The following is a 26,061-nucleotide window of genomic DNA, read 5'->3' on the forward strand; positions in this document are numbered from 1 at the left end:
GTGACTGATCCGGGGCGGATCCGTTTCCGCAACGAGGATCGATACCTCCTTCACCCGCCGATGGTCGCCGTCGCGGACGGCATGGGCGGTCATCTCGTCGGCGACCGCGCGGCGCAGGCCGCCGTCGACTCCCTGGCGAGGATCCCGTGGCGCACCGTGTCGACGGCGGACGCAGCGTCGCTGCTGCAAAGATGCGTCGCCGAGGCCAGGACCTACATCGTCTCCTACGTCAAGGACGGAGTCCTGGACACGACCGAAACCCGGGTCAACGCTCAGCCGGGGGCCGGGACGACGCTGGCGGGCGCCCTGTACTGCGTGGGCGAGGCGAACTGGACGGTCTTCCACATCGGGGACTCCCGCGTCTACCTGTGGAGGGGCGGCGAGCTCCGCAGGCTGACGCGGGACCATTCCCTCGTCCAGGAGCTCATCGACGAGGGCGAGATCTCCGAGGCGCAGGCCCGCTACCATCCCCGGCGTTCGGTCATCACGCGAGCCATCGGCAGCTACGGCCCGTGCCGCCTGGACGTCTCCGCCTTCCCGTCCCAGCCCGGGGACCTCGTCCTGGCGTGCTCGGACGGGCTCTCCGACCAACTGGACGACACCGCGATCGCGTCGGTTATTGTTGACGTTGAAGCTGAGGAGAGCCTCAACGGCCTGGCTTTCGCACTGCGCGACGTCGCACTCACGCAGGGCGGCCGCGACAACGTGACGGTCGCCCTGATGAAGATAGGGGAATAGCACATGAGCCTTTCACTCGAGTTCTGCGGAGAGTGGTTTCACATCGACCCGGGCGAGCCCTTCCTGATCGGCCGCGAGGGCCCGCTCGAACTGGACGACAACCAGTACCTCCACCGTCGTTTCCTCGTGATCTCCTTCGTGGAGGGGATGTGGTGGATCGAGAACATCGGTTCCCGCCTGTCGGCGACCCTGGCCGACTCCGCCGGAGTCACACAGGCGTATCTTCAGCCCGAAGCCCGGCTGCCCCTCGTGTACGCCGACACCACCCTCCTGTTCACGGCCGGCCGCACGACTTACGAGATGCGCCTGGTCAACGACCAGCCCGCCTACCTGCCCTCGGCCGTCGCGGACAAGACGGAGTCGGGGGAGACCACCATCGGCCCGATCGAACTCACCAATTCGCAGCTCCTCCTGGTCCTCGCCCTCTCCGAGCCGGTGCTCACCGGGCGCGGCACGACCTCGTCGATTCCGTCCTCCCAAGACGCGGCCAACCGCCTGGGCTGGCCGATCACCCGGTTCAACCGCAAGCTCGACCACATCTGCGAACGCCTGACCCGGTACGGGGTCAGGGGCCTGCACGGCGGTCCCGACAAACTGGCCGTCAACCGCCGGGCGCGGCTCGTCGAACACGCAGTGGCCACGCGGATCGTCACCCCCGACATGCTCTACCGGCTCCAGGATCCCGCATCCTACGACGACCCCAACAGTCGTGCGTGAGACGGCGGCCGACCTCGACAACGCCCGCGAATGGGCGGACTTCACGATTCGGTGGGGGAGCGCGGCCTCCGGGGACGACGCCGCGCTCAACGAAGGCCTCATCGCCGAGATGCCCGTCTTCGTGGCCACCGACCCGCGCCAGGACCTCCCGCTGGCCAGGGAGATCTCGTGGATGATGATCGACGCGTTCGCCGCTCTCCGGGCGGCCCACCCGGCGGGGCCCGGCGTCGGGCACGTGCACGACCTGTGGCGCGACGTCGTCAGGGGCATGTCGCGGCGCATAGCCGAGGCGACGATCCTCAACCGCACCGGCTCCTACACGGGGATCGACGACGTCCGGCTGGCGGGCCTGATCGCCACCCGGATCGAGGACGAGCCGACGTGGATCGCCCTGTCCTCGGGGGGCATGGAGATCCTGGAGGTCTCGTCGTCGGGCGGCGTCCGCGCCCTTCCCACGGCCGACGACGTCGGCTACGACCTCCCGGGCGAACTGTGGACGGTGCCCATGGAGGCGGGCCAGCGCTTCGTCATCGGCACTGGCGAGGTGTGCAGGGACCTCGCGGACTCGCGCACCGCCAGACTGGTCCATCAGCTCCGCCGGGCCGAACGCGCCTCCTCGACGATCGTCTCCCACGCGGGCCGGCGCTCCTCCTCCCAGGCGGCCATCGTGGTCGACGTCATGACGGAGGAGGAGGCGGCCGCCCTGGCCTCTCCGCCGACCCTCCTGGGCGAGCCCGAGCCCGATGCCGGGGTCCCCGAGGGGCAGGTCCCCGGCGACATGGGGCTCGAAGCCCTGGGCATCGGCTACGCGAACAAGGCGGCCCCCGCGCGGCGCTCCCACGGGGCCCCGCCCGCGCTCGACGACTTCCGGTTCATCTCCTACCTGGGATCGGGCGGGTTCTCCGACGTCTACCTGTACGAGGAGCAGCTGCCCAGGCGCCTCGTGGCCATCAAGGTCCTCTCCAAGAGGTCCCTGGGGGAGGGGACGTCCTCGCAGTTCCGCGACGAAGTCGACCTCATGGCGCAGCTCTCGGGGCATCCCTCGGTGGTCTCGATCTACGACGCGAACGTGGCCGAATCCGGCCACCCCTACGTCGTCATGCAGTACTGCCCGATGCCGTCTCTGGCCGAACGCCTGGCCTCCGGCCCGCTGCCGATGGACGAGGTCCTGAAGATGGGCGTCCAGGTGGCCGGAGCGGTCCACACCGCCCACGTCATGGGGATCCTCCACTACGACCTCAAGCCGGCCAACGTCCTCTACTCGGAATTCGGCCGGCCGCTCCTGGGGGACTTCGGCATCGCCACGCTCGTGGGCGCCTCCAACGACGACGTCCTGGGCGCCTCGCTTCCGTGGGCCGCGCCCGAGGTGCTCCTCAACCGGCCGTCCGGCACGCCGGCCGACGTCTACTCCCTGGCCGCCACGGTGTACACCGCCCTGGCGGGGCACGCCCCCTACAGCCTGGACGGGCAGGAGACGAAGCGCGAATACGTGGCCCGGGTCCTGGACAGCGACGTCCCGTCCGTCCCCGCCCCTCCCGGCGTCGGCGACGAGGCGACCGGCCGGCTCGACGCCATCCTCCGGCGGGCGATGTCCCACGACCCGGGGGAGCGGCCGGAGAGCGCGGCCGAATTCGGACGGGAGCTGCAGGAGGTCCAGGCCGCGGCCGGGCATCAGCCGAGCGACATGGAGATCCCCGGCTGACGGCCGCCCGGCCCGCAAGCCCGAGCCGCGCGGCGGACGAGTTGACCGGACGTTCGCGAAGCCGTCTACAATAGTCGCCGTGTCCGCGTTCTCGCTGCTTACGTGCCGCGTCGGGGTCGGCTAGACCGGCTGCCCCGCCGCGGAGTCGATTCCGCCGGTCGCCTCACCGTCGATTAGGAGAACGCCGAACGCCATGCGAACACAGGGAATTTCAAGCCGCCAACAGCCGTCCGGGATGCCGACCGCGAAATACCGGCACTTCCTCGACGTCAACCCCGTCCGTCTGCCCGACCGCCGATGGCCCGACCGCCGCATCGACAAGGCGCCGCGATGGCTCTCGACGGACCTGCGCGACGGCAACCAGGCCCTCATCGAGCCCATGGACCCGGCGCGCAAGCGGATGCTCTTCGACCTGCTCGTCCGGCTGGGCGTCAAGGAGATCGAGATCGGATTCCCGGCGGCCTCGGCCGCGGACCTGGAGTTCTGCCGGTCCCTCGCCGACGGGGGGCTCGTGCCCGAGGACGTGACCATCTCCGTGCTCACCCAGTCTCGCCCGGAGATCATCCACGCGACGGTCGACGCCCTCGACGGGCTGCCGCGCGCCACGGTACACCTGTACAACGCCACGGCGCCCGTGTTCCGGCGCGTCGTGTTCCACAACGACCGCGAGGCGACCAAGCAGCTGGCGGTCTCCGGCGCGCAGGAGCTCGTCGCCTACATGGAGAAGACGCTGGGGGACGACACGGTCGCCGGATTCGAGTACTCGCCGGAGATCTTCGTGGACACCGAACTCGACTTCGCGCTCGAGGTGTGCGAGGCCGTCATGGACGTCTGGCAGCCCGGCCCGGGCCGGGAAATCGTCGTCAACCTCCCCACCACGGTCGAGCGCTGCACCCCCAACGTGTACGCCGACCAGATCGAATACGTCAGCCGCAACCTCTCCCGGCGCGAGTTCGTCGCGCTCTCAGCCCACAACCACAACGACCGCGGAACCGGCATCGCCACGGCCGAGCTCGCCATGCTCGCGGGCATCGACCGCGTGGAGGGCTGCCTCTTCGGACAGGGCGAGCGCACCGGCAACGTGGACCTCGTCACCCTGGCGCTGAACCTCTTCAGCCAGGGGATCGACCCGGAGCTCGACCTGTCGGACATCGACGAGGTCCGCCGCGTGGTCGAGCACTGCACGCAGATGGAGGTCCCGGCGCGCACGCCCTACGGAGGCGACCTCGTCTACACGTCCTTCTCCGGCTCCCACCAGGACGCGATCAAGAAGGGCTTCGCCGACCGCCGGGACCGGGTCGCCGCCGCGGGCGGCGACGAGGACGCCGTCGTCTGGGAGGTCCCCTACCTTCCGATCGACCCGAAGGACGTCGGGCGGAGCTACGAGGCCGTCGTCCGCGTCAACTCGCAGTCCGGCAAGGGAGGGGTCTCCTACCTCCTGTCGAGCACGCGGCACCTCGACCTGCCGCGGCGCATGCAGATCGAGCTGTCGGGCATCGTGCAACGGCACGCCGACGCCTTCGGCGGCGAGGTCACGGCCGAGGACCTGTGGTCGATCTTCGCCGACGAGTACCTGCCGCACACCGTCGCCGACGGGCTCACGCCGTGGGGGCGCTACAGGCTCTCCTCGGCCACGCTCACCGCGGGCGACGGCCAGAGCACGGTGCTCAAGGCCATGATCGTCGAGTCCGCCGACTCCGGGCAGATCCGCCACGCGGTCGAGACCTCCGGCAACGGCCCCATCGACGCCTTCGTGCGGGCGCTCGGGCAGCTCGGCGTCGACGTGCACGTCCTGGACTACGTCGAACACGCCCTGTCCTCGGGAGGGGACGCGACCGCGGCTGCCTACGTGGAATGCGACGTCGACGGCCAGGTCCTGTGGGGCTGCGGCATCGACCCCTCCACGATGCGCGCGGGCTTCAACGCGATCGTCTCCGCGATCAACAGGGCGCTGCGCTGACGCGGCGCCCGGCCGGGCGTGCGATAATCTCCCAGTGAAGCTCTACCGCGACGAGGCCATCGTGCTGCGCACCCACGACCTGGGCGAAGCCGACCGCATCATCACGATGCTCACCCGCAACCACGGAAAGGTCCGGGGCGTGGCGAAGGGCGTGCGCCGCACGAAGTCACGGTTCGGGGCGCGCCTGGAGCCCTTCGCCATGGTCGACGTCCAGCTCTACGAGGGGCGCGGCCTGGACGTCGTCACCGAGGCGACGACCCTCGCCCCCTACGGGCGGTCGATCGCGGCCTCCTACGAGGCCTACACCGGCGCGAGCACCTTGGCCGAGGTCGCCGACGGCCTGGCCATGGGCGAAGGCGAGCCGGACCCCCAGCAGTACCTCCTCCTGCTCGGCGCGCTCCACGCCATGGCGACCCGCGCCCATCGCCCGCGGCTCATCGTCGACTCCTACGCGCTCCGGGCGGTCGCCCTGTCCGGCTGGGGCCTGTCACTCTACGAATGCGCGGTGTGCGGGCGCGGCGACGGCCTCGCGGCCTTCGCCATCCAGTCCGGCGGCATGGTGTGCGCATCGTGCGCGCCCCGCGGATCGGCCCATCCGGGCGCGGCGACGGTCGAGCTGCTCGGGGCCCTCGTCTCCGGGGACTGGGAGACGGCCGACGCCGCGCCGATCCACGCGCGACGCGAGGCGGCCGCCCTCGTGGGCGCCTACCTGCAGTGGCACGTCGAACGCCGCGTCCGCTCCCTCAGACTCGTGGAGACGGCGTGACGGCGACAGGCGCGAAGACGCCGAGAGACGGCTCGGGGCGCGAACCCGTCGCGCCGCCCCCGCACCCCTCGGGCGCCAGGCCTCCGAGGCTGGCGGTCGTGCCGAGGCACGTCGCGGTGGTCATGGACGGAAACGGGCGGTGGGCCAACGCGCGCGGCCTGCCCCGCGTCGAAGGCCACAGGGCGGGGGAGGCCACCCTCATGGACGTCATCGCCGGAGCGCTGGAGATAGGCGTGTCGGAGCTGTCCGCCTACGCCTTCTCCACCGAGAACTGGAAGCGCAGCCCCGCCGAGGTTCGCTTCATCATGGGATTCTCCCGCAAGGTGCTGCGGGCCCAGCGCGACGACCTCAACGCATGGGGGGTGCGGGTCCGCTGGGTCGGCCGGACCCCCCGTCTGTGGGCCTCCGTCCTCAAGGAGCTGAGAGCCGCCGAGGACCTGACGGCCGGCAACTCCGAGCTCGTCCTCAACATGTGCATCAACTACGGCGGGCGGGCCGAGATCGCCGACGCCGCCCGGAGGATCGCGCGCGACGCCGTCGACGGGCGCCTCAAGCCCGGGGCGGTCACCGAGAGGACCGTCCGCAGATACCTCTACTCGCCGGACATGGGCGACGTCGACCTGTTCATCCGCACGGGCGGGGAGCAGCGGACGTCGAACTTCCTCATGTGGGAGTCCGCCTACGCCGAACTGTACTTCTCCGACGTCGCCTGGCCGGACTTCGACCGTCGCGAGCTGTGGCGGGCCTGCCAGGCCTACGCCGAGCGCGACCGGCGATTCGGCGGAGCCGTCGACGCAGTCGCCTCCTCCGAGACCGCGACGCCCGACGGCTCGGGCCAGACCGGGCCGAAGCCCGGAGAGGAGCCGAACCCGGGCTCGGAGGACCGGGAGGATCCGACTCTCCGCGGGGACGCTTCCCGGTAGCGCCGAAGGGCCCCTCCCGGTCGAACGCCCCGGCCCCGCGGTAGCGCGCATCGACCGGACGGCGGGCGCGGACCTCACACCTCGGGCGGCGGCTACGCGGCCGGTGGCGGCACCCTAGACTAGAGGGCATGATTCGTCGCATCGACCTGCGTGCCCAGATCCTCTCCCCGCGGGAACTCAGCGAGCGCCTGCCCCGCGCCGCACTTGACGTCGAGGCGGCGACGGCCGCGGTCGCGCCCATCGTCGACGACGTGCGCGAACGCGGAGGGGCGGCCTTGCGCGACCTCGCCGAACGCTTCGACGGGGTGCGGCCCGAACGCCTCCGAGTGCCGGCCTCGGCCCTGGAGGAGGCGGCCGGATCCCTCGACTCCGAGCTGCGCGAGGCCTTCGAGCTCTCGATCGCCCACAACCGCGCCGGGCACAGGGCGCAGATGCCCGCCGGGCAGGAGACGCGGATCGTCCCCGGCGGGGTGGTGCGCCAGCGGTGGATCCCGGTCCGCAGGGTCGGACTGTACGTGCCGGGCGGCTTGGCCGCCTACCCCTCGTCGGTGATCATGAACGCCGTGGCCGCCCAGGTGGCCGGCGTGGAGGCGATCGCGCTGGCCAGCCCGCCGCGGAAGGACGCCGGCGGACTCGTGCACCCGACGGTCCTGGCCGTCTGCCGCATGCTGGGCATCGAGGAGGTGTACGCCGTCGGCGGCGCCCAGGCGGTGGCCATGTTCGCCTACGGGGCGGCGGGCGAGCCCGGAACCCCCGACCCGCTGCGGCTGTGCGAGCCGGTCGACGTGGTCACCGGGCCGGGCAACGTCTACGTGGCCGCCGCCAAGCGCGCCGTGCGCGGCGTGGTCGGCATCGACGCGGAGGCCGGGCCGACGGAGATCGCGATCATCGCCGACGCCGACGCCGACCCCGACTACATCGCCGCCGACATGGTCTCCCAGGCCGAGCACGACCCCGCCGCCGCCTCCGTGCTCATCACGGACTCGACCGCGCTGGCCGACGCGGTCGAGGGGAGGATGTCCGAGCGCGCCGCGCGGACCAAGCACTCCGAGCGGGTGCGCGAGGCGCTCGGCGGGCCGCAGTCGGGCATCGTGATCGTCGACACCGTCGGCGCGGCCATCGACGTCGCCAACGCCTACGGCCCGGAGCACCTGGAGATCCACACCCGCCACGTGAACCGCGACGCCAAGCGCATCCGCAACGCGGGGGCGATCTTCGTCGGGCCCTACACGCCGGTTCCGCTCGGCGACTACCTGGCCGGGTCCAACCACGTCCTGCCCACCGGCGGCACCGCCAGGTTCGCCTCGGGCCTGAACGTCCACTCCTTCCTCAAAGCCGTCCAGGAGATCGAGTACACCAAGGAGGCCGCGGCCGGCCTGTACGAGCCTCTGCGCCGGATGTCCGCGGACGAGGACCTGCCGGCCCACGCGGAGGCTCTCCAGGCGCGCATCGACTGACGTCCGCGCTCCGCCGGGCCCGGGCGGATCTGTGCAGTGCGCCATAATCCGACGCGCGCACTCGCGGGCCGGCGCGGAAAACGCCGTCGACACCCGTACCCTGAAGGGGTGAGCAGTCTTCCGTATCGCCCGGAGTTCGCCGGCGAACGCCCCTATGGCGCTCCCCAGATCGACGTTCCCGTGCGCCTGAACGTCAACGAGAACCCCTATCCGCCATCCCCCGAGCTCGTCGCGGAGATTGAGCGCCGGGTCGGGCAGGCGGCCCGGAGCCTGAACCGATACCCCGACCGCGACGCGACCGCCCTGCGCGAGGACCTCGCGACGTACCTGGCCGGCGAGTCCGGCGTCAGCCTTCCGCCGTCGAACGTGTGGGCCGCCAACGGGTCGAACGAAGTCATGCTCCAGATCCTCACGGCCTTCGCCGGGCCGGGCCGCGCTGTCGTCTCCTTCCTCCCCACCTACTCGATGTACCCGGAGTACGCGCGCGACACCAGCTCGCGGTGGGTGACCGGGCGCCGCCGCGAGGACTTCGCCCTGGACGCGTCCGCCGTCGAGGAGGTCATGCGGCGCGAGCGCCCCGCCGTCCTCCTGCTCGCCTCCCCGAACAACCCGACGGGCACCGCCCTGCCGCTCTCCCAGCTGCGGGAGATCCTGCGCGTCGCCCGCGACACCGGGCCCGAGGAGGGCATGGCCAGCCTCGTCGTCGTCGACGAGGCCTACGCCGAGTTCCGCAGGAGCGGGGTGCCCTCCGCGCTGGAGCTCCTGGCGGGCAACCCGCACCTGGTCGTGACGAGGACCATGTCGAAGGCCTTCGGGGCGGCAGGTCTACGGCTCGGGTACATGGCCGCCGGGCGGGACGTCGTCGACCAGGTCATGGTCGCCAGGCTCCCCTACCACCTGTCGGCCCTGACCCAGGCCGCCGCCAGGGCCGCCCTGGCGCACCGGGAGGCGCTAGCGCGCCAGGTCGCCGCGATCCGGGACGAACGGGACGGCCTCGTGTCCCGCCTGCGTGGCCTAGGATTGGACGTGACGGATTCGGATGCGAACTTCGTCCTCTTCGGCGCGTTCGCCGATAGGCACGCCGTGTGGCGGGCGCTGCTGGAGCGCGGCGTCCTCGTCCGCGAGATCGGGCCGGAGGGGCATCTGCGGGTCAGCGTCGGCACGCCCGGCGAAAACGCGGCATTCCTGGCCGCACTCCAGGAGGCGATGTGATGGAACAGAGGAAGGCGGCCGCGTGGAGGGTCGCCCGGGTCGAACGGGAGACCTCGGAGAGCCGCATCGCTCTGGAGATCAACCTGGACGGGACGGGGGAGGCCCGCGTCTCGACGGGCGTCCCCTTCTACGACCACATGCTCGCGGCGCTGTCGCGCCACTCCCTAATCGACCTGACGGTCGACGCGGACGGGGACACCGACGTGGACGTCCACCACACCGTCGAGGACACGGCCATCTGCTTCGGCCAGGCGCTGCGGGACGCCCTGGGGGACAAGCGCGGCATCCGCCGCTTCGGCGAGGCGACCGTCCCGCTCGACGAGGCCCTGGCCCGGGCCGTCGTCGACATATCGGGCAGGGCCTACCTCGTGCACGAAGGCGAACCCGAGGGCCAGCAGTACCACCTCATCGGAGGCCACTTCACCGGGTCGATGACCCGCCACGTCTTCGAGGCGATCGCCCACAACGCCGCCGTGTGCCTGCACGTGGACGTCCTGCGGGGACGCGACCCCCACCACATCGCCGAGGCCCAGTTCAAGGCCGTGGCGCGGGCGCTGCGCGCGGCGGTCGAGCCGGATCCGCGCGTGGCCGGGGTGCCCTCCACGAAGGGGGCGCTGTGAGCGGAACGACGATCAAGCGGTACGTCATCCTCACGCCCTTCGACAAGCCCGAGGTCGTGGCGGGGATCCTGGCGCTGCACGGGATCGACGCCCGGGTCGTCCAGACCGACAGCGGGGCGCTCGTCGTCAGGGACCTGCCCGAGCCGCAGTACGACGAATGGGACATCAGGAACATCACCGGCCCGGACGAGGCCGACGAGGACGACGACCTCGCCCCCTCCGACAACGCGCCGATGGTGGCCGCGGTCCTCTCCAAGCTGTCGCGGTACGGGGTCGTCCTCATCGACGTCGACCTGGGCTCGGACGTCGGCATCGAGGAGGGCGTGTCCGGGCTGACGCGCGCCCGGCGCTTCCTCGACGGCCGGGCCGGAGAGGAGATCTCGGCCGGCCTGCTGCTCAACACCGTCGACCCGCTCGTCGAGCGCGTCGTCCTGGGACAGGAGGACCCCGAAGGCGACGGGGGGATCCGCTCCGGCGAGGTGACCACGTCGATGATCGCGAACCTCGTCAAGGGGCGCAGAACCCGCGGCAGAGGCAAAGGCGTCACCGGCCCCCTCGACGACGGCGAACCCCCGCAGGACGGGCCTGCCGGAGATCGGGGGCCCGGCGAGGACCCCCGACCCGGCGAGGACCCCCGACCCGGCGGGGAGACGGCGTGAAGCGCCGAGTGGTCGTCCTCGACGCGGGGACGGGCAACGTCCGGTCCGCCGTCCGCGCCCTGGAGCGCGCGGGGGCGGACGTCCGCCTCACCGCCGAAGCCGAAGCGGTCATGGACGCCGACGGGCTCGTCGTCCCCGGCGTGGGGGCCTTCGGGACGGTCATGGACAAACTGCGCGCCGTGGGGGCGGACCGGCTCATCGAGAGGCGCCTGGCCGGCGGGCTGCCCGTCCTGGGCATCTGCGTGGGCCTGCAGGTCCTCTTCGAGTCCAGCCGGGAGCGCGGACATCACGAAGGCCTCGGCCAATGGCCCGGGACCGTCGAGCGCCTCGACGCCCCCGTCGTCCCTCACATGGGCTGGTCCCGAGTCGAAGCGGCGGAAGGCTCCCGGCTGTTCGCTGGAGTCGAGGGCGAGCGCTTCTACTTCGTCCACTCCTACGGCGTCCTCTCCGACCCGAGCGAACGCCTGGACGGGCGCGGCGACCCACCGCTGGTGACGTGGGCCCGGCACGGAACCCGATTCGTCGCCGCGGTCGAGGACGGCCCGCTCAGCGCCACCCAGTTCCACCCCGAGAAATCGTCGGACGCCGGGGCGAGGCTGCTCGGCAACTGGCTCTCCACCCTCCCGACGACCCACCGCCGACACCAGCATGACCGACACCCGTAGGAGAACGATGACCCGCCCCCTCCAGCTCCTGCCCGCCGTCGACGTCGTCGACGGCCGGGCCGTCCGACTCGTCCAAGGGGAGGCCGGAACCGAACAGGCCTACGGAGACCCCGCCGAGGCCGTCGCCTCCTTCGTCGCCGCCGGCGCGACCTGGATCCACCTCGTCGACTTGGACGCCGCCTTCGGGCGCGGGTCCAACAGGGATCTCCTGGCCCGCATCGTCGCCTCGACGGACGCGAAGGTCGAGCTGTCCGGCGGAATCCGCGACGACGCCGGCCTGCGTGCGGCCCTCGGCTCCGGTGCCGCACGCGTCAACCTGGGGACGGCCGCCCTGGAGGACCCCGACTGGACGTCCCGCGCGATCGAACGCTACGGCGAGCGCGTGGCGGTCGGCCTGGACGTGAGGGGGCAGACCCTGGCGGCCCGCGGCTGGACCCGCGAAGGCGGGAACCTGTGGGAGGTCCTGGCGCGCCTGGAGGAGGCCGGGTGCTCCCGGTACGTGGTCACCGACGTCGCCAGGGACGGCACGCTGCAGGGCCCCAACCTCGACCTCCTCGCCTCGGTGGCCGAGGCCTCCTCGGCCCCGGTCGTCGCCTCGGGCGGCGTCGCGCGGCTCGAAGACCTGCGCGCCCTGAGGGCTCTCGTCGAGGCGGGCGTGGACTCGACCATCGTCGGCAAGGCGCTGTACGCGGGGGCCTTCACCCTCGCCCAGGCCATCGAGGTCGCGGGGGAGCAGCGCTAGTGGACGTCGACCGCCTGCTGCGCCCCAATCCCTTCGCGGGCGACAGGGGGAGGATGAGCCCCGCCATGCGCGAGGCGCTGGACGAGCCCGATCCGGGACGGCGGCTGTCCGGCGTGGTCGCCGCCGTCGCCGCCGGGCGCCTGCTCGTGCCCGCGCTCCCCCACGAGCACCCGGGCAGGACCGCCGACGGAGGCGTCGCCGAGCACTCCGAGGAAGCCGACCCGACGGGCCAGGCCGTGGCGCAGGCCGCGACCCTTTCGGTGCGCATCCCCGGCGGGCGCTTCGCGACTCCGGTCTTCTCCTCGGCCGACCGCCTGCTCGCCTGCTACCCCGACGCGCGCCCCATCCCCGTCCTCGGCCGCAACGCCGCCGCGCAGGCCCTCGCCTCCACCGGGATCCTCGCCCTGGACCCGCAGGATCCCTCCGGTCGCGGCGCCGTGGCCCTGGGACGCGGCGCGGTGGCGGCCATCGCCGCCGGCGAGGAGTGGGTGCCTCCCTGGGACAACCCGAAGGTTCTCGACGGCTTCGCCGAGGCGCTCGCCGAGCGCGGCGCGGGCGACGCGGACCTCAGGCTGCAGCCGACGCCCGACGGCATCCTGCGCCTCGTCCTGGCCATCCCAGGCGACGCGGGGGCCGGGGAGGCCTACGCGATCGTGGAGGCCGTCGTCGGCGCCGCCGAGGCGAACCCGTATCTGCGGTCGCACCTGGATGTCGTCGAGATCGTCCCCGTGAGCGCGAATTCACAGTCGATTCCCTGAGCGATCCGCCCCCGGATCCGGCCGGACTGCTATAGTGTTACGCGACTCACCGGCAGATGGCCGGAACGCAAGCGGAGAAATCCCACCTGGTGCCCCGAAGGGAGCCGGGTCCGAACGGCTCGTCTGCTGTTCCTTCGGGAGGCTCCGTGCGCATGGCACGTCGAGGAAATGAAGGGATAGCCATCAACAGCGAACCACGAGTTAATGAGCGCATCCACGTGGACAAGGTACGCCTTGTCGGGCCTGGGGGCGAGCAGGTAGGCGTCGTCCGATTAGAGGACGCACTGCGACTAGCGCAGGAATCGGGGCTGGACCTCGTCGAGGTGGCGCCGAATTCCAATCCACCCGTCGCCAAGCTCATGGACTACGGGAAGTTCAAGTACGAATCCGCGCAGAAGGTGCGCGAGGCGCGACGCAACCAGTCGAACACGGTCATCAAGTCGATCCGCATCGGGCTGAAGATCGACGAGAACGACTACAGGACCAAGAAGGGCCAGGCCGAGCGGTTCCTCAGCGGCGGGGACAAGGTGAAATTCGACCTGCGCTTCAAAGGCCGCGAGCAGTCCCGCCCCGAGATGGGAGTGCGCCTGCTGCGAGGCCTGGCCGACGAGCTGTCGGAGCTGTCGACGATCGAGGCCGCGCCCCGCGCCGAAGGCCGCAACATGTCGATGGTCTTGGCGCCGCTGCGCAAGAAGTCCGAGGCGAAGTCCGACCAGCGCCGCCGCCGCGAGGCCGAACGCGAATCGCGCAAGGCGCGCGAGGCGCAGCGCGCATCGCGTTCCCAGGGGGCCCATGCCCCCGGCCCGGCCGGGCAGGCGGACTGAGACCGCGAAGAAGAACGCCGCGCCCGACGGGCGCGGCCCTTACCGAGGGGAGAAAACATGCCGAAGAACAAGACGCACTCCGGTGCCAAGAAGCGCTTCCGCGTCACGGGCAGCGGCAGACTCATGCGCGAGCAGGCCAACAAGCGCCATCTGCTCGAGCACAAGTCGAGCCGCCGCACGCGCCGCCTCGCCATGGACCAGCCGGTGGACCGCGCGAACCTCAAGTCCGTCAAGTCCCTGCTGGGCCGCTGAAGGCAGGAAGAAGGAGAAGAAGACCATGGCACGAGTCAAGCGCGCAGTCAACGCAGCGAAGAAGCGCCGCACCACCCTCGAACGGGCCTCGGGCTACAGGGGCCAGCGCTCCAGGCTCTACCGCAAGGCCAAGGAGCAGGTCACCCATTCGTTCGTCTACAACTACCGCGACCGCAAGGCCCGCAAGAGCGAGTTCCGCAAGCTGTGGATCGCCCGCATCAACGCGGCCGTGCGCGCCGAGGGGATGACCTACAACCGCTTCATCCAGGGACTCAACTTGGCGGGCATCGAAGTCGACCGCCGCCAGCTGGCCGAAATGGCGGTCAACGACCCCGCCGCCTTCGTCGCGGTGGTCGACGCCGCGAGGAAGGCCCTGCCGGAGGACGTCAACGCCCCCAAGAGCGCCTGACACCCGTGAAGAGAGAGGCCTCGGAGTCCCGGCTCCGAGGCCTCCGCTGTGAAGGAGATCCCCGTGGCCGCTTTGCGCCTGAAAGACGCCTCCCGCACCCAGCTTCAGCGCGCGCAGAGGCTCCACCGCCGCGAACAGCGGGCCAGGCGCGGGCAGACGCTCGTCGAAGGCCCCCAGGCGGTGCTCGAGGCGCTCGTCCACGCCCCCGGGAGCGTCCGCGACCTCTACGCGACCCGCCGGGCGATGGAACGCCGCCAGGACGTCGCCGCCGCGGCGGCGGAGGCCGCGGTCTGGACGCATGTCCTCGACGAGGAGACAATGCGCGACCTGTCGGGCGACGGGCAGGGACTCGTCGCCGTCGCCGAGGTCCCCGCGAACCCGGAGCCGCGCGAGGCCCTGACGGGCGCCCGCCTGGCCGTGGCCACCCTGGACGTCTCCGACCCGGGAAACCTGGGGACGATCGTCAGGACGGCGGACGCCGCCGGGGCCGGAGCGGTCCTCGTCGGCAGGGGAAGCGTCGAACTGTACGCCCCGAAGGTCATCCGCGCCGCGGCCGGAAGCCACTTCCACCTGCCGTGCGCGCGGGGAGTCGAGCCGGAGGAGATCGTCGCCGCGGCCCACGCCGCCGGGATGCAGGTGCTGGCGGCGGACGGCGCGGGGGAATGGGACCTCCCGGTCCTCGTCAACGCCGCCCACGAAGCGCGGATCCTCGGAGTCCCGCCCGAATGCCCCGACCTGCGCGACCCAGTGCTGTGGATCCTCGGAAACGAGGCCCGCGGATTCGCCGGCCGGAGGATCGAGGGAATCGACGCCCGCGTGGCCATTCCCATCTACGGCCGGGCGGAGTCCCTCAACGTCTCGATGGCCTGCGCGGTGACCGCCTACCTGACCGCCCTGTCGTGACGGCCCGACCGGCGCGCCCGCCCTTGCGGCGCCCCGGAGGGATTCGGCCTCCATGCCGCCCGGCCCACTCCGCGGGCCCTCGTCACGGCTTCGTCGCGGCCTGGCCGGCCCACCCCATCACCCCGGACGCGGCCACGGACGAACTGGCCGCCTCGGCCGCCGCGCGCAGGGCGGCGAGCGGCTCGGACCCCCGCGCGAGCCCGGCGAGGAAGGCCCCGTGGAGCACGTCGCCCGCCCCGAGCGTGTCGACCACGTCGACGCGCGGCACCTCGATCGAGTACGACCTCCCGTCGTAGATCGCCTCGATCGGCCTCTCCCCGTTGGACCGAGCCGCGAGTCGCATCCCCTTCCACGCGAGGGTCTCCAGGAGGAGGCCGTCGTCGACGTCGGGGAGGTGGAAGTCGGCGGAGAGGACGCCGTGGGTGACGTGCGGGAGGAGACCGGCGATCCCCCGCTTGAAGGATCCGCCGTCCAGGACCACGGGCAGCCCCAGCCCGAGAGCGGTGCGGGCCATGGCGATCTGCACGTCCAGAAGGTGGCCGTCGACGAGCAGGGCCGCGGCGCCGTCGAGCACGTCGGGCGGCGGGAACCCGTGCCTGCGGCCAGTGTTGTTCGAGGACACGACGCTGCGATTCCCGGCGGCGTCGAGGGTCACGGCCGAGATCGACGGGTCGCCGTCCTCGGCGAGGTCGACGACGGCCACCCCCGCATCCTCCAGCCATTCGCGCGCCAGGCGGCCGAACAGGCCCGGCCCGATCGGAGAGACGAGCACGGGCCGGACGCCCAGGGCCGCCGCGGCCCGAGCCGCATTGGCCGCCGGGCCGCCGACGTCGAGCACGGCGGAGGTGGAGGACGCCTTCTCGTTCGGCCCCGGCGCCCTTTCGACGGTCTGGATGAGGTCGACGGTGGTCAGGCCGCAGACTACTACGCGCATGAATCAAGCCTATAAGCTCGGTTCCGGGACCAGAAGGGTCGGCTCATCTCCGGAGCCGGCCGCGCCGAACGGTCCAGCGGGCGCCCGGCGCGGAGCCGCCGGAACCGGGGCCGCCGGTGCCTGCCGGTTCCCAGGCGGCCGGCACCGGGACGGCCGATTGCACTCTGATCGTCCCGGCCCGCCCGGGACGGCCGCCCGCGCAGCCGTGGAGCCGGACGCCCCGCCACGAAAGGATTCGACATGCCGATCAGCCTCAGCGGACGCCATTTCCTGACGCTCCTGGACTTCACGCCGGAGGAGATCCGCCACCTCCTGCGCCTCTCGAAGCGGTTCAAGAGCCTGAAGCGCGCCGGGACGCCCCATCGCCGCCTTCAGGGCAGGAACGTCGTGCTCCTGTTCGAGAAGACCTCCACCCGCACGCGCTGCGCCTTCGAAGTCGCGGCCATGGACCTCGGCATGGGGGTGACCTGCCTGGACCCGGGCAGCTGCCAGATGGGCGCGAAGGAGTCCATCGCCGACACCGCCCAGGTCCTCGGGCGGATGTACGACGGCATCGAATACCGCGGATTCGCCCAAGAGGCCGTTGAGGAGCTCGCCGCCAACGCCGGGGTCCCCGTGTGGAACGGGCTGACGGACGACTTCCACCCCACCCAGATGCTCGCCGACATGCTCACCGTCGAGGAGAGCTTCCCCCGGATCGAAGGCCTGAAACTGACCTTCATGGGCGACGCCCGCAACAACGTCGCGAACTCGCTCATGGTGGCCTGCTCCAAGCTCGGCCTGCACTTCACGGCCTGCGGCCCCGAGGGCCTCATGCCGGAGGGGGATCTGGTCGCCCGGTGCCGCGGGATCGCCCAGGAGACGGGCGCGACGATCACCCTTACCGACGACGTCGACGAAGCCGCCGCGGGGGCCCACGTCCTCTACACGGACATCTGGGTGTCCATGGGCGAGCCGGACGATCTCTGGGGGGAGCGCATCGATCTCCTCGAGCCCTACCGCGTGACGTCGCAGGCGATGGCGAAGGCCGAACCCGAAGCGATCTTCATGCACTGCCTCCCCTCCTTCCACGACGCGAACACGACGATCGGCGCCGAGGTCGCGGCGAGGTTCGGCGTGACCGAGATGGAGGTCTCCGACGAGGTCTTCACGTCCGCCGCCTCCAAGGTGATGGACGAGGCGGAGAACCGCATGCACACGATCAAGGCCGTCATGTACGCGACCCTCTCCCGCGACGACCGTCTGCCGGGCACCTGAGACGCGCTGCCCGCCGCGTCCGGTGCCGCCCCTCCGGCTTCTCGCCGACCGGCGCCCCGGCGCTCTCCGGCGGCGAACCGTTAGAATCGTATGCGGAAGACGGACGAAAGGCTGATATGACCACCACACCGCTCAGTCCCCTGGACGAGGCAGGCGTCGCCGCCGCCGTCGAGGCGGCGCGCCGGGCCTTCTCCTCGGCCGCGACGCCGGACGAGCTCAAGGCCGCGCGGCTGGCCCACGCCGGGGACGCGGCCCCCATCACGCAGGCCAACGCGCTCATCAGAGGGCTGGACAAGGCCGACAGACCCGTGGCCGGCCGCCTCATGGGGGCCGCCCGCAAGGCCGTCCAGGCGGCGCTGGCCGAAGCCGGCGAGCGGATCGAAGCGGCCGCCGCGGCCCAGGCCGCCGCCGACGAGAGCGTGGACGTCACCGTCCCCGTGCGGCGCTGGCCGCTGGGCGCCCGCCACCCGCTCGACGTCCTCGCGGAGGAGGTCGCCGACTTCTTCGTCGGGCTCGGCTGGGAGATCGCCGAGGGCCCGGAGGTCGAGCACGAGTGGTTCAACTTCGACGCCCTGAACTTCGGCCCCGACCACCCGGCGCGGCAGATGCAGGACACCTTCTACGTCGCCGGAGTCGAAGCCGTCGGCTCCCAGGGGGCGGACGGCGTCCAGGCCCAGCCCGGGCTCGTGCTGCGCACGCACACCTCGCCCGTCCAGGGGCGCGAGATGCTCCGGCGCGGCGCCCCGCTGTACATCGCCTGCCCCGGCAAGGTCTTCCGCACGGACGCCCTGGACGCCACGCACACGCCCGTCTTCCACCAGGTCGAGGGCCTGGCCGTCGACAGGCACCTGACGATGGCCCACCTGAAGGGCACGCTCGGCCTCTTCGCCCAGGCCATGTTCGGCCCCGAGGCCGGGATCCGCCTGCGGCCCTCCTTCTTCCCCTTCACCGAGCCCAGCGCGGAGATGGACCTGTGGTTCCCGCAGAAGAAAGGCGGAGCGGGATGGATCGAGTGGGGAGGCTGCGGCATGGTCAACCCCGAGGTGCTGCGCAACGCGGGGATAGACCCCGGCCGGTACACGGGCTTCGCCTTCGGCATGGGCCTGGAGCGCACCCTCATGCTCCGCCACGGCATCGCTGACGTCCGCGACATGGTGGAGGGGGACGTGCGCTTCTCCCTCCAGTTCGGAACCACAGGAAGGGGGCGCTGACATGCCGCTCGTACCCATCGAATGGCTCGGCTCCCACGTGGAGCTGCCCGCCGGCCTGACGCCCGAAGGCCTCGCGGCCGCCCTCGTCAGGGTCGGCCTGGAGGAGGAGACGATCCACGCCGCCGACGTCGCCGGGCCGGTCGTCGTGGGCAGGGTCCTCACCCGGCAGGCCGAGGAGCACAAGAACGGCAAGGTCGTCAACTACTGCCGGGTCGACGTCGGCCAGCACAACGACGCCCCCGGAACCGGCAAGGAGCCGAGCGACCTCCCCTCGCGCGGCATCGTCTGCGGCGCCCACAACTTCGACGTCGGCGACTACGTCGTGGTCTCCCTTCCGGGCGCCGTCCTGCCCGGGGGATTCGCCATCTCCGCGCGCAAGACGTACGGACACCTCTCCGACGGCATGATCTGCTCGATGCGCGAGCTCGGCCTGGGCGAGGACCACGACGGGATCATCGTCCTGGCCGCCGCGGGCGACGCCGAGGCCGCCTCTGGGCTCCCGGCCGTGGGGGAGGACGCGCTCGCCCACCTTGGGCTCGGCGAGCGGACCCTGGAGATCAACGTCACGCCGGATCGCGGCTACTGCTTCTCCATGCGCGGGATCGCCCGCGAATACCATCATTCGACCGGCGCGCCCTTCGCCGACCCCGGCCTGCCGGAGAGCCTCGACGCTCCGATCCCCTCGCCCACGCCCGACGGCTTCCCCGTCGAGGTGCGAGACGGCTCGCCGATCCACGGCAACGTCGGCTGCGACCGTTTCGTCACCCGCGTCGTCAGGGGGATCGACCCGACGGCCGAGAGCCCTAAGTGGCTGCGCGACCGCCTGACCGCCGCGGGGATGCGGCCGATCTCCCTGGCCGTGGACGCGACGAACTACGTCATGCTCGACCTCGGCCAGCCGCTGCACGCCTACGACCTCGGCAGGCTGCGCGGGCCGATCGTCGTCCGCCGCGCTAGGGCGGGGGAGAGGCACACGACCCTCGACGGCGTCGAACGCACCCTGGACGCCGAGGATCTGCTCATCACCGACAGCGGCGCCGAGCGCGTCCTGGGGATCGCCGGCGTCATGGGCGGCGCGGACACCGAGATCACCGAGGCGACGGTCGACGTGCTCGTCGAAGCCGCCCACTTCGACCCGGTCTCCATCGCCAGGTCCGCCCGCCGCCACAAGCTGCCCAGCGAGGCCTCGAAGCGCTTCGAGCGCGGCGTGGACCCCGAGCTGCCCCCCGTGGCAGCGCAGAGGGTGGTCGACCTGCTCGTCGAATACGGCGGAGGCAGCGCAGGGGAGGCCTCCGACCTGTCGGACGTCCGGCCCGTCCCGCCGATCGACTTCTCCGCCTCCGAGGTGGCCCGGCTGACGGGCCTGGATGTGGCGGACGAGCGGATCGCCGCGATCCTCGCCGACATCGGGTGCGCCGTGGAGGGCGCGGGCGACGCCTGGCGGGTCACCCCGCCGACGTGGCGCTTCGACCTGACCGGCCCGGCCCACCTGGTCGAGGAGGTCGCCCGACTGGTCGGCTACGACGAGATCCCCACCGCACTGCCGCAGGCCCCCGCCGGGCGGGGGCTGACCGCCGTGCAGCGCCAGCGCAGGGACCTCGCCCGGGCGCTGGCCGAACAGGGGTGGGTGCAGGTGCTCTCCTCCCCCTTCGTCGGCGCCGGATCCTTCGACGCGCAGGGAATACCCGGGGACGACCCCCGCCGGCTCGCCCTCAGGCTCAGCAACCCCCTCCAGGAGGAGGCCCCGTACATGCGGACCTGCCTCCTCGACTCCCTCTTGGAGACCGTCAGGCTCAACGTGGCCCGGGCAAACCCGGCCGTCGGCGTCTTCGAGACGGGACTCGTCACCCGCCCGGAGGGCATCCGCCCCGCACCGCCCGCCCGGGTCGGCAGGCGCCCCTCGGACGCCGAGCTCGACGGCCTGGCGGCGGCGCTGGCCGCCCAGCCCCTCCACGTGGCGGGCGTGGCCTGCGGGCCGATGGCCCCCGTGGACTACGGCTTCGCCCCGCCCGCCTGGGACTGGCGCGACGCCGTCGAGGCCGTGGAGACGGCGGCCCGCACGGTCGGCGCGCGGACCACCCGCCGGGCGGCCGAGCGCGCCCCCTGGCATCCGGGCCGGTGCGCGCAGATCTTCGCGGAAGGCGCGGCGATCGGCTGGGCGGGCGAACTCGCCCCCGCCGTGTGCGCGGCCTTCGACCTGCCCGCCCGCTCCGTCGCCTTCGAATTCGACGCCGACGCCCTGTGCGCCGCGGCGCGCCCCGGCGGCTTCGACGTCCGCCCCATCCTGACCCCTCCGGCGGCTAAAGAGGACATCGCGCTCGTCGTCGACGCCGACGTGACCGCCGGGGAGCTGGAGGACGTCGTGCGCGAGGCGGCGGGCCCCCTCCTGGAGGACCTGCGGCTCTTCGACGTCTACACGGGGGAGCAGGTGGCAGAGGGCAGGAAGTCCCTGGCCTTCGCGCTGCGCCTGCGCGGCGAGGCCACCCTCACGGCGGAGGAGACGGCCCGCGTCCGCAAGCGCGTGCTCAAAGCGGCACGCAAGGCCTTCGGGGCGGAGCTGCGGGCGTGAAGCCGAGCGAGCGCATCCTTCTCACTGGCGCCTCGCGGGGGATCGGCCGGCATCTGGCCGAGGGGCTGGCCGGCCCCGGCCGGCGCCTCGTGCTCGTGGCCCGGAAGGTCTCTTCGCTCGACGCCGTCGCCGACGCCTGCGAGGAGACGGGCGCCGGGGTGTGCTCCATGGGGGCCGAGCTGTCCAAAGCCCGCAACGTCGAGGCGATGCTCGACATCGCGCTCGCCGACGGCCCGGTCGACATGGTCGTCAACTGCGCGGGAGTCCTGGGGCAGGAGACGTCCCCGTGGCAGGCCGACCCCGAGGACTGGTGGCGTACCCTGGAGGTCAATCTTCGCGCGCCCTTCCTCATCCAGAGGAGGGTCGTCCCGGCGATGATCGCCAACGGGGGAGGGCGGATCCTCGACCTCTCCTCGGGCGCGGCCGTGAAGGACTCCGCCCGGGCGAGTGCGTACTACGCGTCCAAGACCGCGCTCATGCGGCTGGCCGGATGCCTCCACGAGGCGGCCTCCGGCCAGGGTGTCAAGATCCTCGAACTCGCCCCCGGCGTGGTCCGCACCGACATGACCCTCTCGATGCGGGCCTATGAGGGACGCACGGAGTGGACGGATCCGGCCCAGTCGGTCGCCATCGCCCGCGCCTTCGCCGACGGCCTGCTCGACGGCCTGTCGGGCTGCCAGGTGCGTGCGGGAAGCGACGACCTGGCCGACCTCGTCGCCCGCTCGCGGCGGGGAGTCGGCCCCGACGAGCGGCGTCTGCGGCGCACGGACTTCGACGCGGAACGGCGGCGGGATTGACGGGCTCCACCGCCCTGCCAGCCTCGGGGCCGGAGATGATCAGCGGGGCGCGGGCTTCGTCGATGAGGATCGAGTCGACTTCGCCGACGATCACGAAGTTGTGGCCCCGCTGGACGCAGTCGCTCGTCTGCCAGGCCATGTTGTCGCGCAGGTAGTCGAAGCCGAATTCGTTGTTCGTCCCGTAGGTGATGTCGGCCTCGTATTCTTTGCGGCGTTCGTCGGGGGTCTGGCCGGTGAGGATGCAGCCAGTGGTCAGACGTTCTTTCTTTAAAATTATCGTTTGCGCGCGGTTCTTCATCTGACGCTGTCCCAGCTAGTGCATCTGGGTGGAGTAGCTGTGCAACATGACGTCCTATAAAGGCAAGGTGGTATAAAAGTTAAAGATGAAATAGAGATCTATGGTAATTATAGATTTTAATGACATTTAATTTTCAATAGAATTAAATAATATATAATTATAGATAGTTTCATAAAAATGGATAGGGTTAAACGGATTGTATAACTTTGACTCATTTCGCTTGCATGCTATACTTAAGTCATGAATAGCTCAAACGATAAAATTATCCCTAACTCCTCAAGCGAAATTAGAATATTAATTAAAGCATTTAGGTATCTTTTGCTCTATTTGTCATTAATTTCCTTCACAGGGGGCATATTTACTACTTGGGTTACCTATTGGGATGATGGTAGATACGAAAAAGGCGAAAGAGTCATAGCTTCATCGAATTTATATCAATATCTTTTCAAATACACTGAATATTCTAACGAAAATTCACCATATAATCCCAATGAATTTACATTAGTGTCTGCATGGATTCCTTTTATCGGTTTTATTATACTTATGATGTCAAATATTTTATTCAAATCATATCCAAAGTATATACATAATATCAAAGCTATACTAAAACCTATATCAATATTTAGTTTTCTAGGTATATCTTTATGTTTTATTCAAACTATTAATATTGCTAAAGATAATAATTCATCTCATTATCAATCATCAGTAGGTCCAGGAGGGATATTTATGTTTATAGCGTTAACCTTAATTTGTGTCTATGTTTTTAGCGTGTCAGATCACGACTAATGAAATTTAATTTTAAGATTGTTCATCTGCCTCTCGTGATTCTTTTTCTGCATCGTTCGTATATGTATGAATGGCATCCATAATTTCAGCATAGGATCGTGCTTTATTACCTGCCATATCATTTTTCTTTTGTTGAAAATATTCACTTGATTGTATTTTTGTTGGATTTGATACATTCCTACCATTTTTGTCTAAAAAATTTTCATCATCACTTGAATTATACTTTACATATTCTTCTTTGGCTTTTTGTTCACTAATATTACTTAAATCTTTTGAATAATCTTCATTATTATATTTAGCAGCATTTAATTTTTGCGCTATAAGTAACTCTACTTTATTCTGCGCTTTAAATCCTTTAAAAGTAGGTGCGCTTTCTGATGGTGTATATAGATTTTTTAATTCTAATCCATGTTTTTTAATATTTTCAATTGTATTACTCGTTCCTTCTTTGGCAAATATTCCCTCCCACGCAATCTTACCAATTCCCCAGTCAATAACTTTACTTAAGGTCTTATATTTTTCTGCTCTATAAGTTTTAATGGCATTATCTTTTGCCTCGGGTGCCTCGTATATACTTGTAAATAGATAACTATATGCTTTGACGGATTTATTAAGCATTACATTATTTCCAGATCGTACTCCTTCTTTAAATTCTCGATCCATTTCAGCCATAGACGTTCCAGAAATAACATTAATTGCTGCTGGACGTTTATTGATTCCATTATCAAACATTAAATCACAAAACATACCTTTATTTCCCATAATATTATTTTTTAAATTTTCTCCGAAAACTAAATGATATTTTTTATCACCTCGATAATCGATGCGATCAATTACTGGATCAGGATCTGCCAATGAATGCGCAATATCGTTTGTGTATGGCGCAATTATTTGACCGGCCCATGAACGTAAATTGGCATTATGATAACCATAGACATCTTGACCGTCAATTTTATCGCTGTTTCCAAAATCTCCATTATCGTAATTTCTATTTAAACCATCTGTATATCCTTTAATAAAATTAAAAGCAATTTGAGCGCTTTCTTTTTTATTTGGCTCATTAGAAAGTTCGTGAACTAATTTTCCTAACGATTCTCCTTTATCGTCAGCCCAATACGTTGTATAAATACCTTCCTTTTCTCCTGCATTACGATGTCCGATTAAGTAACGAGTCATATTTGTCTGCTTATTCTCTGTACCATTTTTCCATTCTAAAGTAGAATTCATGAATGTTCGAGCAGGAGTCTTGTCTGGTGCGTTGTCCATCGCTTCGTACATATTCTGAAGGTAATCCCAAGACTGGCCGTCTGCAAGCATTCCAGCCTCTTTTCCTGCGCTTTTCCCGGTATTAGAAGTAACGATAGTATCGTTTAAATCAAAATTTTTGTGATGTTGTGCATCCCATTTAACCATAGCCTTCGCCATAGAATTCTTCCCATCGACGCCGTTAAGGAAATGATCCCCAACAGAAAGCTCAGGATGCGCCCTTGCCCCATAACCCAAATACTGTCCTAGAAGTTCATAACCATACAATTTTCTGGTGGGGCTATAAGTCAAATCAGCGCCTTTAGTACGAATAAACTCATAATCGTAACTTGTCTGTCCGTATTTGTTGAGTGCTGCTTGGAAGTCTGAGCGCCATTGGCGGATGGTTTTCTTGCCGTCCGTTGTCAGGGTGTTGTCCAGGGCTTTGAAGCCGTTGGTGGTGTCGGTGTCCGTTTTCGAGCTTCCGCCGGTGGCCAGGATCAGACCCGCCCCCATGTCACTTACATATTTTTTAAGCTGATTCCTATATGATTCAGACATGAGGCCATGGCTTGTCATTTTAGCCCCGGTAACATACAATTGCTCTGCTCCGATTTCCCTCATGAGCATGGTCGCGAAGTACGGGTCGCTGGCCAGGCGAGCCCCATACGTAGCGTTGAACTGGCGCAGCGCCGCCTGGCTAGGCAACTTCGTCTTACCATCGATCCGGTTGATCAGGGCCGCCGCAGCCGGAGCATCCGCCTCAGCAGCCGCCCACCGGCTCTGCGCCGCCAAAATCCCCTTCGTCCCCCCGAACAGAGCCAGACCCACAGCCGCCCGCGACGGAACACCACGCGCCCCATCAGGCCCCGTCACCCCCGGAACCACCGCATCCAACGCCGCCTTGAGCTTACCGGCCGTGGAGGCCGCCGCCGCATCCACCGCCTCCACCGTCTTATTATACGCCCGCGCCTCATCCGCCTGACGCTCATCCAACCGCGCCCTCAACGCCGCCTTAGCCACCTCAACCCCGTCCACTGCATCCAGCAACGGAAACTGCCCACCACTAGCCGCCCCAACCCGCGACTGAACCTCAGACACCTCCTTCTTATACCAGGCGATATTGCTATCCCAATTCTGCTGGTGGCTCCTGATCTGCTGTGTCAGACCGTTGCACACCGACTGATACTCATTCAACGCCGCGATCACATTCGCGATCGCCCCCTGCACCTTCCGCACAGCAGCCTGAATATGACGCGCCTCATGAGCAAACGCCCCCGCACTCTGACCGATCCACCCCACAATGCTCTCACCCACCGTCATCACCTGAGTATCACTCATCGCCCCAGCGATATGATGCAACGCCTCAGCAACACTCCCCACAGACGTCACCCTCTCCGGCTGAGGCAACGCCCGCACCCCCGACACCAAACTATCCACGATATCCACTCCTTATCCTTGAAATTCCCTTCGCCGAAAGGCGAACACTGCAATTGACAAACACACATCACCCGGCCGTGTAGTCGGGCGATGTGTGGGTTAGTGGCGGGGTTTGGCGGACATCATGAACTCGAAGTCGGCTGTCACCTTGCTCTCGGCGGCGTCCATGTCCTCCACCGCGCCCTGGGCTCCCGAGCCCAGCACCGCGCAGGCGTCC

General features: G+C 67.8%; 24 protein-coding genes and 1 pseudogene. 22 read left to right on the forward strand and 3 right to left on the reverse strand.

All coding sequences use genetic code 11. From position 1 onward, the window contains the following. The 17 genes from HMPREF0043_RS05110 to HMPREF0043_RS05190 form a co-directional block, all read left to right on the forward strand. On the forward strand, positions 1-738 hold a 738-nt coding region (locus HMPREF0043_RS05110; protein WP_051317449.1), incomplete at its 5' end, for a PP2C family protein-serine/threonine phosphatase. Positions 739-741: 3 nt separating this feature from the next. After that, positions 742-1,455, forward strand: coding sequence for a hypothetical protein (locus HMPREF0043_RS05115; protein ID WP_021601848.1), 714 nt, complete (start codon positions 742-744; stop codon positions 1,453-1,455). Continuing rightward, on the forward strand, positions 1,448-3,157 hold the full coding sequence (locus HMPREF0043_RS10200; RefSeq protein ID WP_021601849.1) for a serine/threonine-protein kinase: 1,710 nt from the start codon (positions 1,448-1,450) through the stop codon (positions 3,155-3,157). Before HMPREF0043_RS05115 ends, HMPREF0043_RS10200 begins: the two co-directional genes overlap by 8 nt. A 235-nt stretch (positions 3,158-3,392) precedes the next feature. Then, the gene (gene leuA, locus HMPREF0043_RS05125) at positions 3,393-5,117 is read left to right on the forward strand and encodes a 2-isopropylmalate synthase (RefSeq protein WP_021601850.1); all 1,725 of its coding nucleotides are present in this window, start codon (positions 3,393-3,395) and stop codon (positions 5,115-5,117) included. Between the two features lie 34 nt (positions 5,118-5,151). Continuing rightward, entirely contained in the window at positions 5,152-5,883 is a 732-nt protein-coding gene (gene recO / locus HMPREF0043_RS05130) for a DNA repair protein RecO (RefSeq protein WP_021601851.1), read from the forward strand. Then, entirely contained in the window at positions 5,880-6,806 is a 927-nt protein-coding gene (locus HMPREF0043_RS05135) for an isoprenyl transferase (RefSeq protein ID WP_051317451.1), read from the forward strand. The genes recO and HMPREF0043_RS05135 overlap by 4 nt, the downstream gene beginning before the upstream one ends. Before the next feature lie 128 nt (positions 6,807-6,934). Then, positions 6,935-8,263, forward strand: coding sequence for a histidinol dehydrogenase (gene hisD / locus HMPREF0043_RS05140; protein WP_021601853.1), 1,329 nt, complete (start codon positions 6,935-6,937; stop codon positions 8,261-8,263). Between the two features lie 108 nt (positions 8,264-8,371). Continuing rightward, positions 8,372-9,475, forward strand: coding sequence for a histidinol-phosphate transaminase (locus HMPREF0043_RS05145; RefSeq protein WP_021601854.1), 1,104 nt, complete (start codon positions 8,372-8,374; stop codon positions 9,473-9,475). Beyond that, positions 9,475-10,095, forward strand: coding sequence for an imidazoleglycerol-phosphate dehydratase HisB (gene hisB / locus HMPREF0043_RS05150; protein ID WP_021601855.1), 621 nt, complete (start codon positions 9,475-9,477; stop codon positions 10,093-10,095). The genes HMPREF0043_RS05145 and hisB overlap by 1 nt, the downstream gene beginning before the upstream one ends. Continuing rightward, on the forward strand, positions 10,092-10,754 hold the full coding sequence (locus tag HMPREF0043_RS11705; protein WP_021601856.1) for a hypothetical protein: 663 nt from the start codon (positions 10,092-10,094) through the stop codon (positions 10,752-10,754). The genes hisB and HMPREF0043_RS11705 overlap by 4 nt, the downstream gene beginning before the upstream one ends. Next, positions 10,751-11,419, forward strand: a complete 669-nt coding sequence (gene hisH / locus HMPREF0043_RS11710) for an imidazole glycerol phosphate synthase subunit HisH (protein ID WP_040317905.1) — start codon at positions 10,751-10,753, stop codon at positions 11,417-11,419. The genes HMPREF0043_RS11705 and hisH overlap by 4 nt, the downstream gene beginning before the upstream one ends. A gap of 7 nt (positions 11,420-11,426) precedes the next feature. Beyond that, on the forward strand, positions 11,427-12,161 hold the full coding sequence (gene priA / locus HMPREF0043_RS05165; RefSeq protein ID WP_040317906.1) for a bifunctional 1-(5-phosphoribosyl)-5-((5-phosphoribosylamino)methylideneamino)imidazole-4-carboxamide isomerase/phosphoribosylanthranilate isomerase PriA: 735 nt from the start codon (positions 11,427-11,429) through the stop codon (positions 12,159-12,161). Beyond that, entirely contained in the window at positions 12,161-12,919 is a 759-nt protein-coding gene (locus HMPREF0043_RS05170; RefSeq protein WP_021601859.1) for an SseB family protein, read from the forward strand. Before priA ends, HMPREF0043_RS05170 begins: the two co-directional genes overlap by 1 nt. Before the next feature lie 152 nt (positions 12,920-13,071). Continuing rightward, entirely contained in the window at positions 13,072-13,743 is a 672-nt protein-coding gene (gene infC, locus HMPREF0043_RS05175; RefSeq protein ID WP_084432217.1) for a translation initiation factor IF-3, read from the forward strand. Between the two features lie 57 nt (positions 13,744-13,800). Beyond that, positions 13,801-13,995, forward strand: coding sequence for a 50S ribosomal protein L35 (gene rpmI / locus HMPREF0043_RS05180; RefSeq protein ID WP_021601861.1), 195 nt, complete (start codon positions 13,801-13,803; stop codon positions 13,993-13,995). 25 nt (positions 13,996-14,020) lie between these two features. Beyond that, positions 14,021-14,404, forward strand: a complete 384-nt coding sequence (gene rplT, locus HMPREF0043_RS05185; protein ID WP_021601862.1) for a 50S ribosomal protein L20 — start codon at positions 14,021-14,023, stop codon at positions 14,402-14,404. A 63-nt stretch (positions 14,405-14,467) separates the two neighbouring features. Continuing rightward, positions 14,468-15,307 (forward strand): TrmH family RNA methyltransferase, encoded by an 840-nt coding sequence (locus HMPREF0043_RS05190; RefSeq protein ID WP_040317907.1) that lies wholly within the window; start codon positions 14,468-14,470, stop codon positions 15,305-15,307. 82 nt (positions 15,308-15,389) lie between these two features. On the opposite strand, the gene HMPREF0043_RS05195 is transcribed toward HMPREF0043_RS05190, so the two are convergent. Next, a complete protein-coding gene (locus HMPREF0043_RS05195) occupies positions 15,390-16,241 on the reverse strand; it encodes a PfkB family carbohydrate kinase (RefSeq protein WP_021601864.1) in 852 nt (283 codons plus the stop codon). Positions 16,242-16,481: 240 nt separating this feature from the next. Between HMPREF0043_RS05195 and argF the strand changes: the two genes are divergently transcribed. The 4 genes from argF to HMPREF0043_RS05215 all read left to right on the forward strand — a co-directional run bounded on the left by argF (position 16,482) and on the right by HMPREF0043_RS05215 (position 22,075). Continuing rightward, positions 16,482-17,498, forward strand: a complete 1,017-nt coding sequence (argF, locus tag HMPREF0043_RS05200) for an ornithine carbamoyltransferase (protein WP_021601865.1) — start codon at positions 16,482-16,484, stop codon at positions 17,496-17,498. A gap of 116 nt (positions 17,499-17,614) precedes the next feature. Further along, on the forward strand, positions 17,615-18,709 hold the full coding sequence (gene pheS / locus HMPREF0043_RS05205; protein WP_021601866.1) for a phenylalanine--tRNA ligase subunit alpha: 1,095 nt from the start codon (positions 17,615-17,617) through the stop codon (positions 18,707-18,709). A 1-nt stretch (position 18,710) separates the two neighbouring features. Next, positions 18,711-21,278 carry a phenylalanine--tRNA ligase subunit beta gene (gene pheT / locus HMPREF0043_RS05210; RefSeq protein WP_021601867.1) on the forward strand — a complete coding sequence of 856 codons (2,568 nt, stop codon included), beginning with the start codon at positions 18,711-18,713 and terminating at the stop codon, positions 21,276-21,278. Beyond that, positions 21,275-22,075, forward strand: a complete 801-nt coding sequence (locus tag HMPREF0043_RS05215) for an SDR family NAD(P)-dependent oxidoreductase (protein WP_021601868.1) — start codon at positions 21,275-21,277, stop codon at positions 22,073-22,075. Before pheT ends, HMPREF0043_RS05215 begins: the two co-directional genes overlap by 4 nt. Positions 22,076-22,091: 16 nt before the next feature. On the opposite strand, the pseudogene HMPREF0043_RS10635 reads toward HMPREF0043_RS05215, so the two are convergent. Next, positions 22,092-22,373: pseudogene (locus HMPREF0043_RS10635) on the reverse strand (hypothetical protein); the annotation flags it as partial. 240 nt (positions 22,374-22,613) lie between these two features. Here HMPREF0043_RS10635 and HMPREF0043_RS11050 point away from each other — a divergent pair. Then, positions 22,614-23,159 (forward strand): hypothetical protein, encoded by a 546-nt coding sequence (locus tag HMPREF0043_RS11050; RefSeq protein WP_021601870.1) that lies wholly within the window; start codon positions 22,614-22,616, stop codon positions 23,157-23,159. Positions 23,160-23,171: 12 nt separating this feature from the next. Here HMPREF0043_RS11050 and HMPREF0043_RS11055 read toward each other — a convergent pair whose 3' ends face one another. Then, the gene (locus HMPREF0043_RS11055; protein WP_156897523.1) at positions 23,172-25,853 is read right to left on the reverse strand and encodes a hypothetical protein; all 2,682 of its coding nucleotides are present in this window, start codon (positions 25,851-25,853) and stop codon (positions 23,172-23,174) included. Positions 25,854-26,061 lie beyond the last annotated feature (208 nt).

The sequence above is a fragment of the Actinobaculum sp. oral taxon 183 str. F0552 genome, from assembly GCF_000466165.1.
Classification (GTDB): Bacteria; Actinomycetota; Actinomycetes; order Actinomycetales; family Actinomycetaceae; genus Peptidiphaga.

What these genes read in the sequence shown, in the direction of transcription:
- pheS (WP_021601866.1), top strand. Translation starts at nt 17,615, where the DNA reads ATGACCACCACACCGCTCAGTCCCCTGGACGAGGCAGGCGTCGCCGCC.
- pheT (WP_021601867.1), top strand. Translation starts at nt 18,711, where the DNA reads ATGCCGCTCGTACCCATCGAATGGCTCGGCTCCCACGTGGAGCTGCCC.
- infC (WP_084432217.1), top strand. Translation starts at nt 13,072, where the DNA reads ATGGCACGTCGAGGAAATGAAGGGATAGCCATCAACAGCGAACCACGA.
- hisD (WP_021601853.1), top strand. Translation starts at nt 6,935, where the DNA reads ATGATTCGTCGCATCGACCTGCGTGCCCAGATCCTCTCCCCGCGGGAA.
- priA (WP_040317906.1), top strand. Translation starts at nt 11,427, where the DNA reads ATGACCCGCCCCCTCCAGCTCCTGCCCGCCGTCGACGTCGTCGACGGC.
- rplT (WP_021601862.1), top strand. Translation starts at nt 14,021, where the DNA reads ATGGCACGAGTCAAGCGCGCAGTCAACGCAGCGAAGAAGCGCCGCACC.
- rpmI (WP_021601861.1), top strand. Translation starts at nt 13,801, where the DNA reads ATGCCGAAGAACAAGACGCACTCCGGTGCCAAGAAGCGCTTCCGCGTC.
- hisB (WP_021601855.1), top strand. Translation starts at nt 9,475, where the DNA reads ATGGAACAGAGGAAGGCGGCCGCGTGGAGGGTCGCCCGGGTCGAACGG.
- HMPREF0043_RS11050 (WP_021601870.1), top strand. Translation starts at nt 22,614, where the DNA reads ATGAATAGCTCAAACGATAAAATTATCCCTAACTCCTCAAGCGAAATT.
- HMPREF0043_RS05115 (WP_021601848.1), top strand. Translation starts at nt 742, where the DNA reads ATGAGCCTTTCACTCGAGTTCTGCGGAGAGTGGTTTCACATCGACCCG.
- HMPREF0043_RS05195 (WP_021601864.1), bottom strand. Translation starts at nt 16,241, where the DNA reads ATGCGCGTAGTAGTCTGCGGCCTGACCACCGTCGACCTCATCCAGACC.
- leuA (WP_021601850.1), top strand. Translation starts at nt 3,393, where the DNA reads ATGCCGACCGCGAAATACCGGCACTTCCTCGACGTCAACCCCGTCCGT.
- argF (WP_021601865.1), top strand. Translation starts at nt 16,482, where the DNA reads ATGCCGATCAGCCTCAGCGGACGCCATTTCCTGACGCTCCTGGACTTC.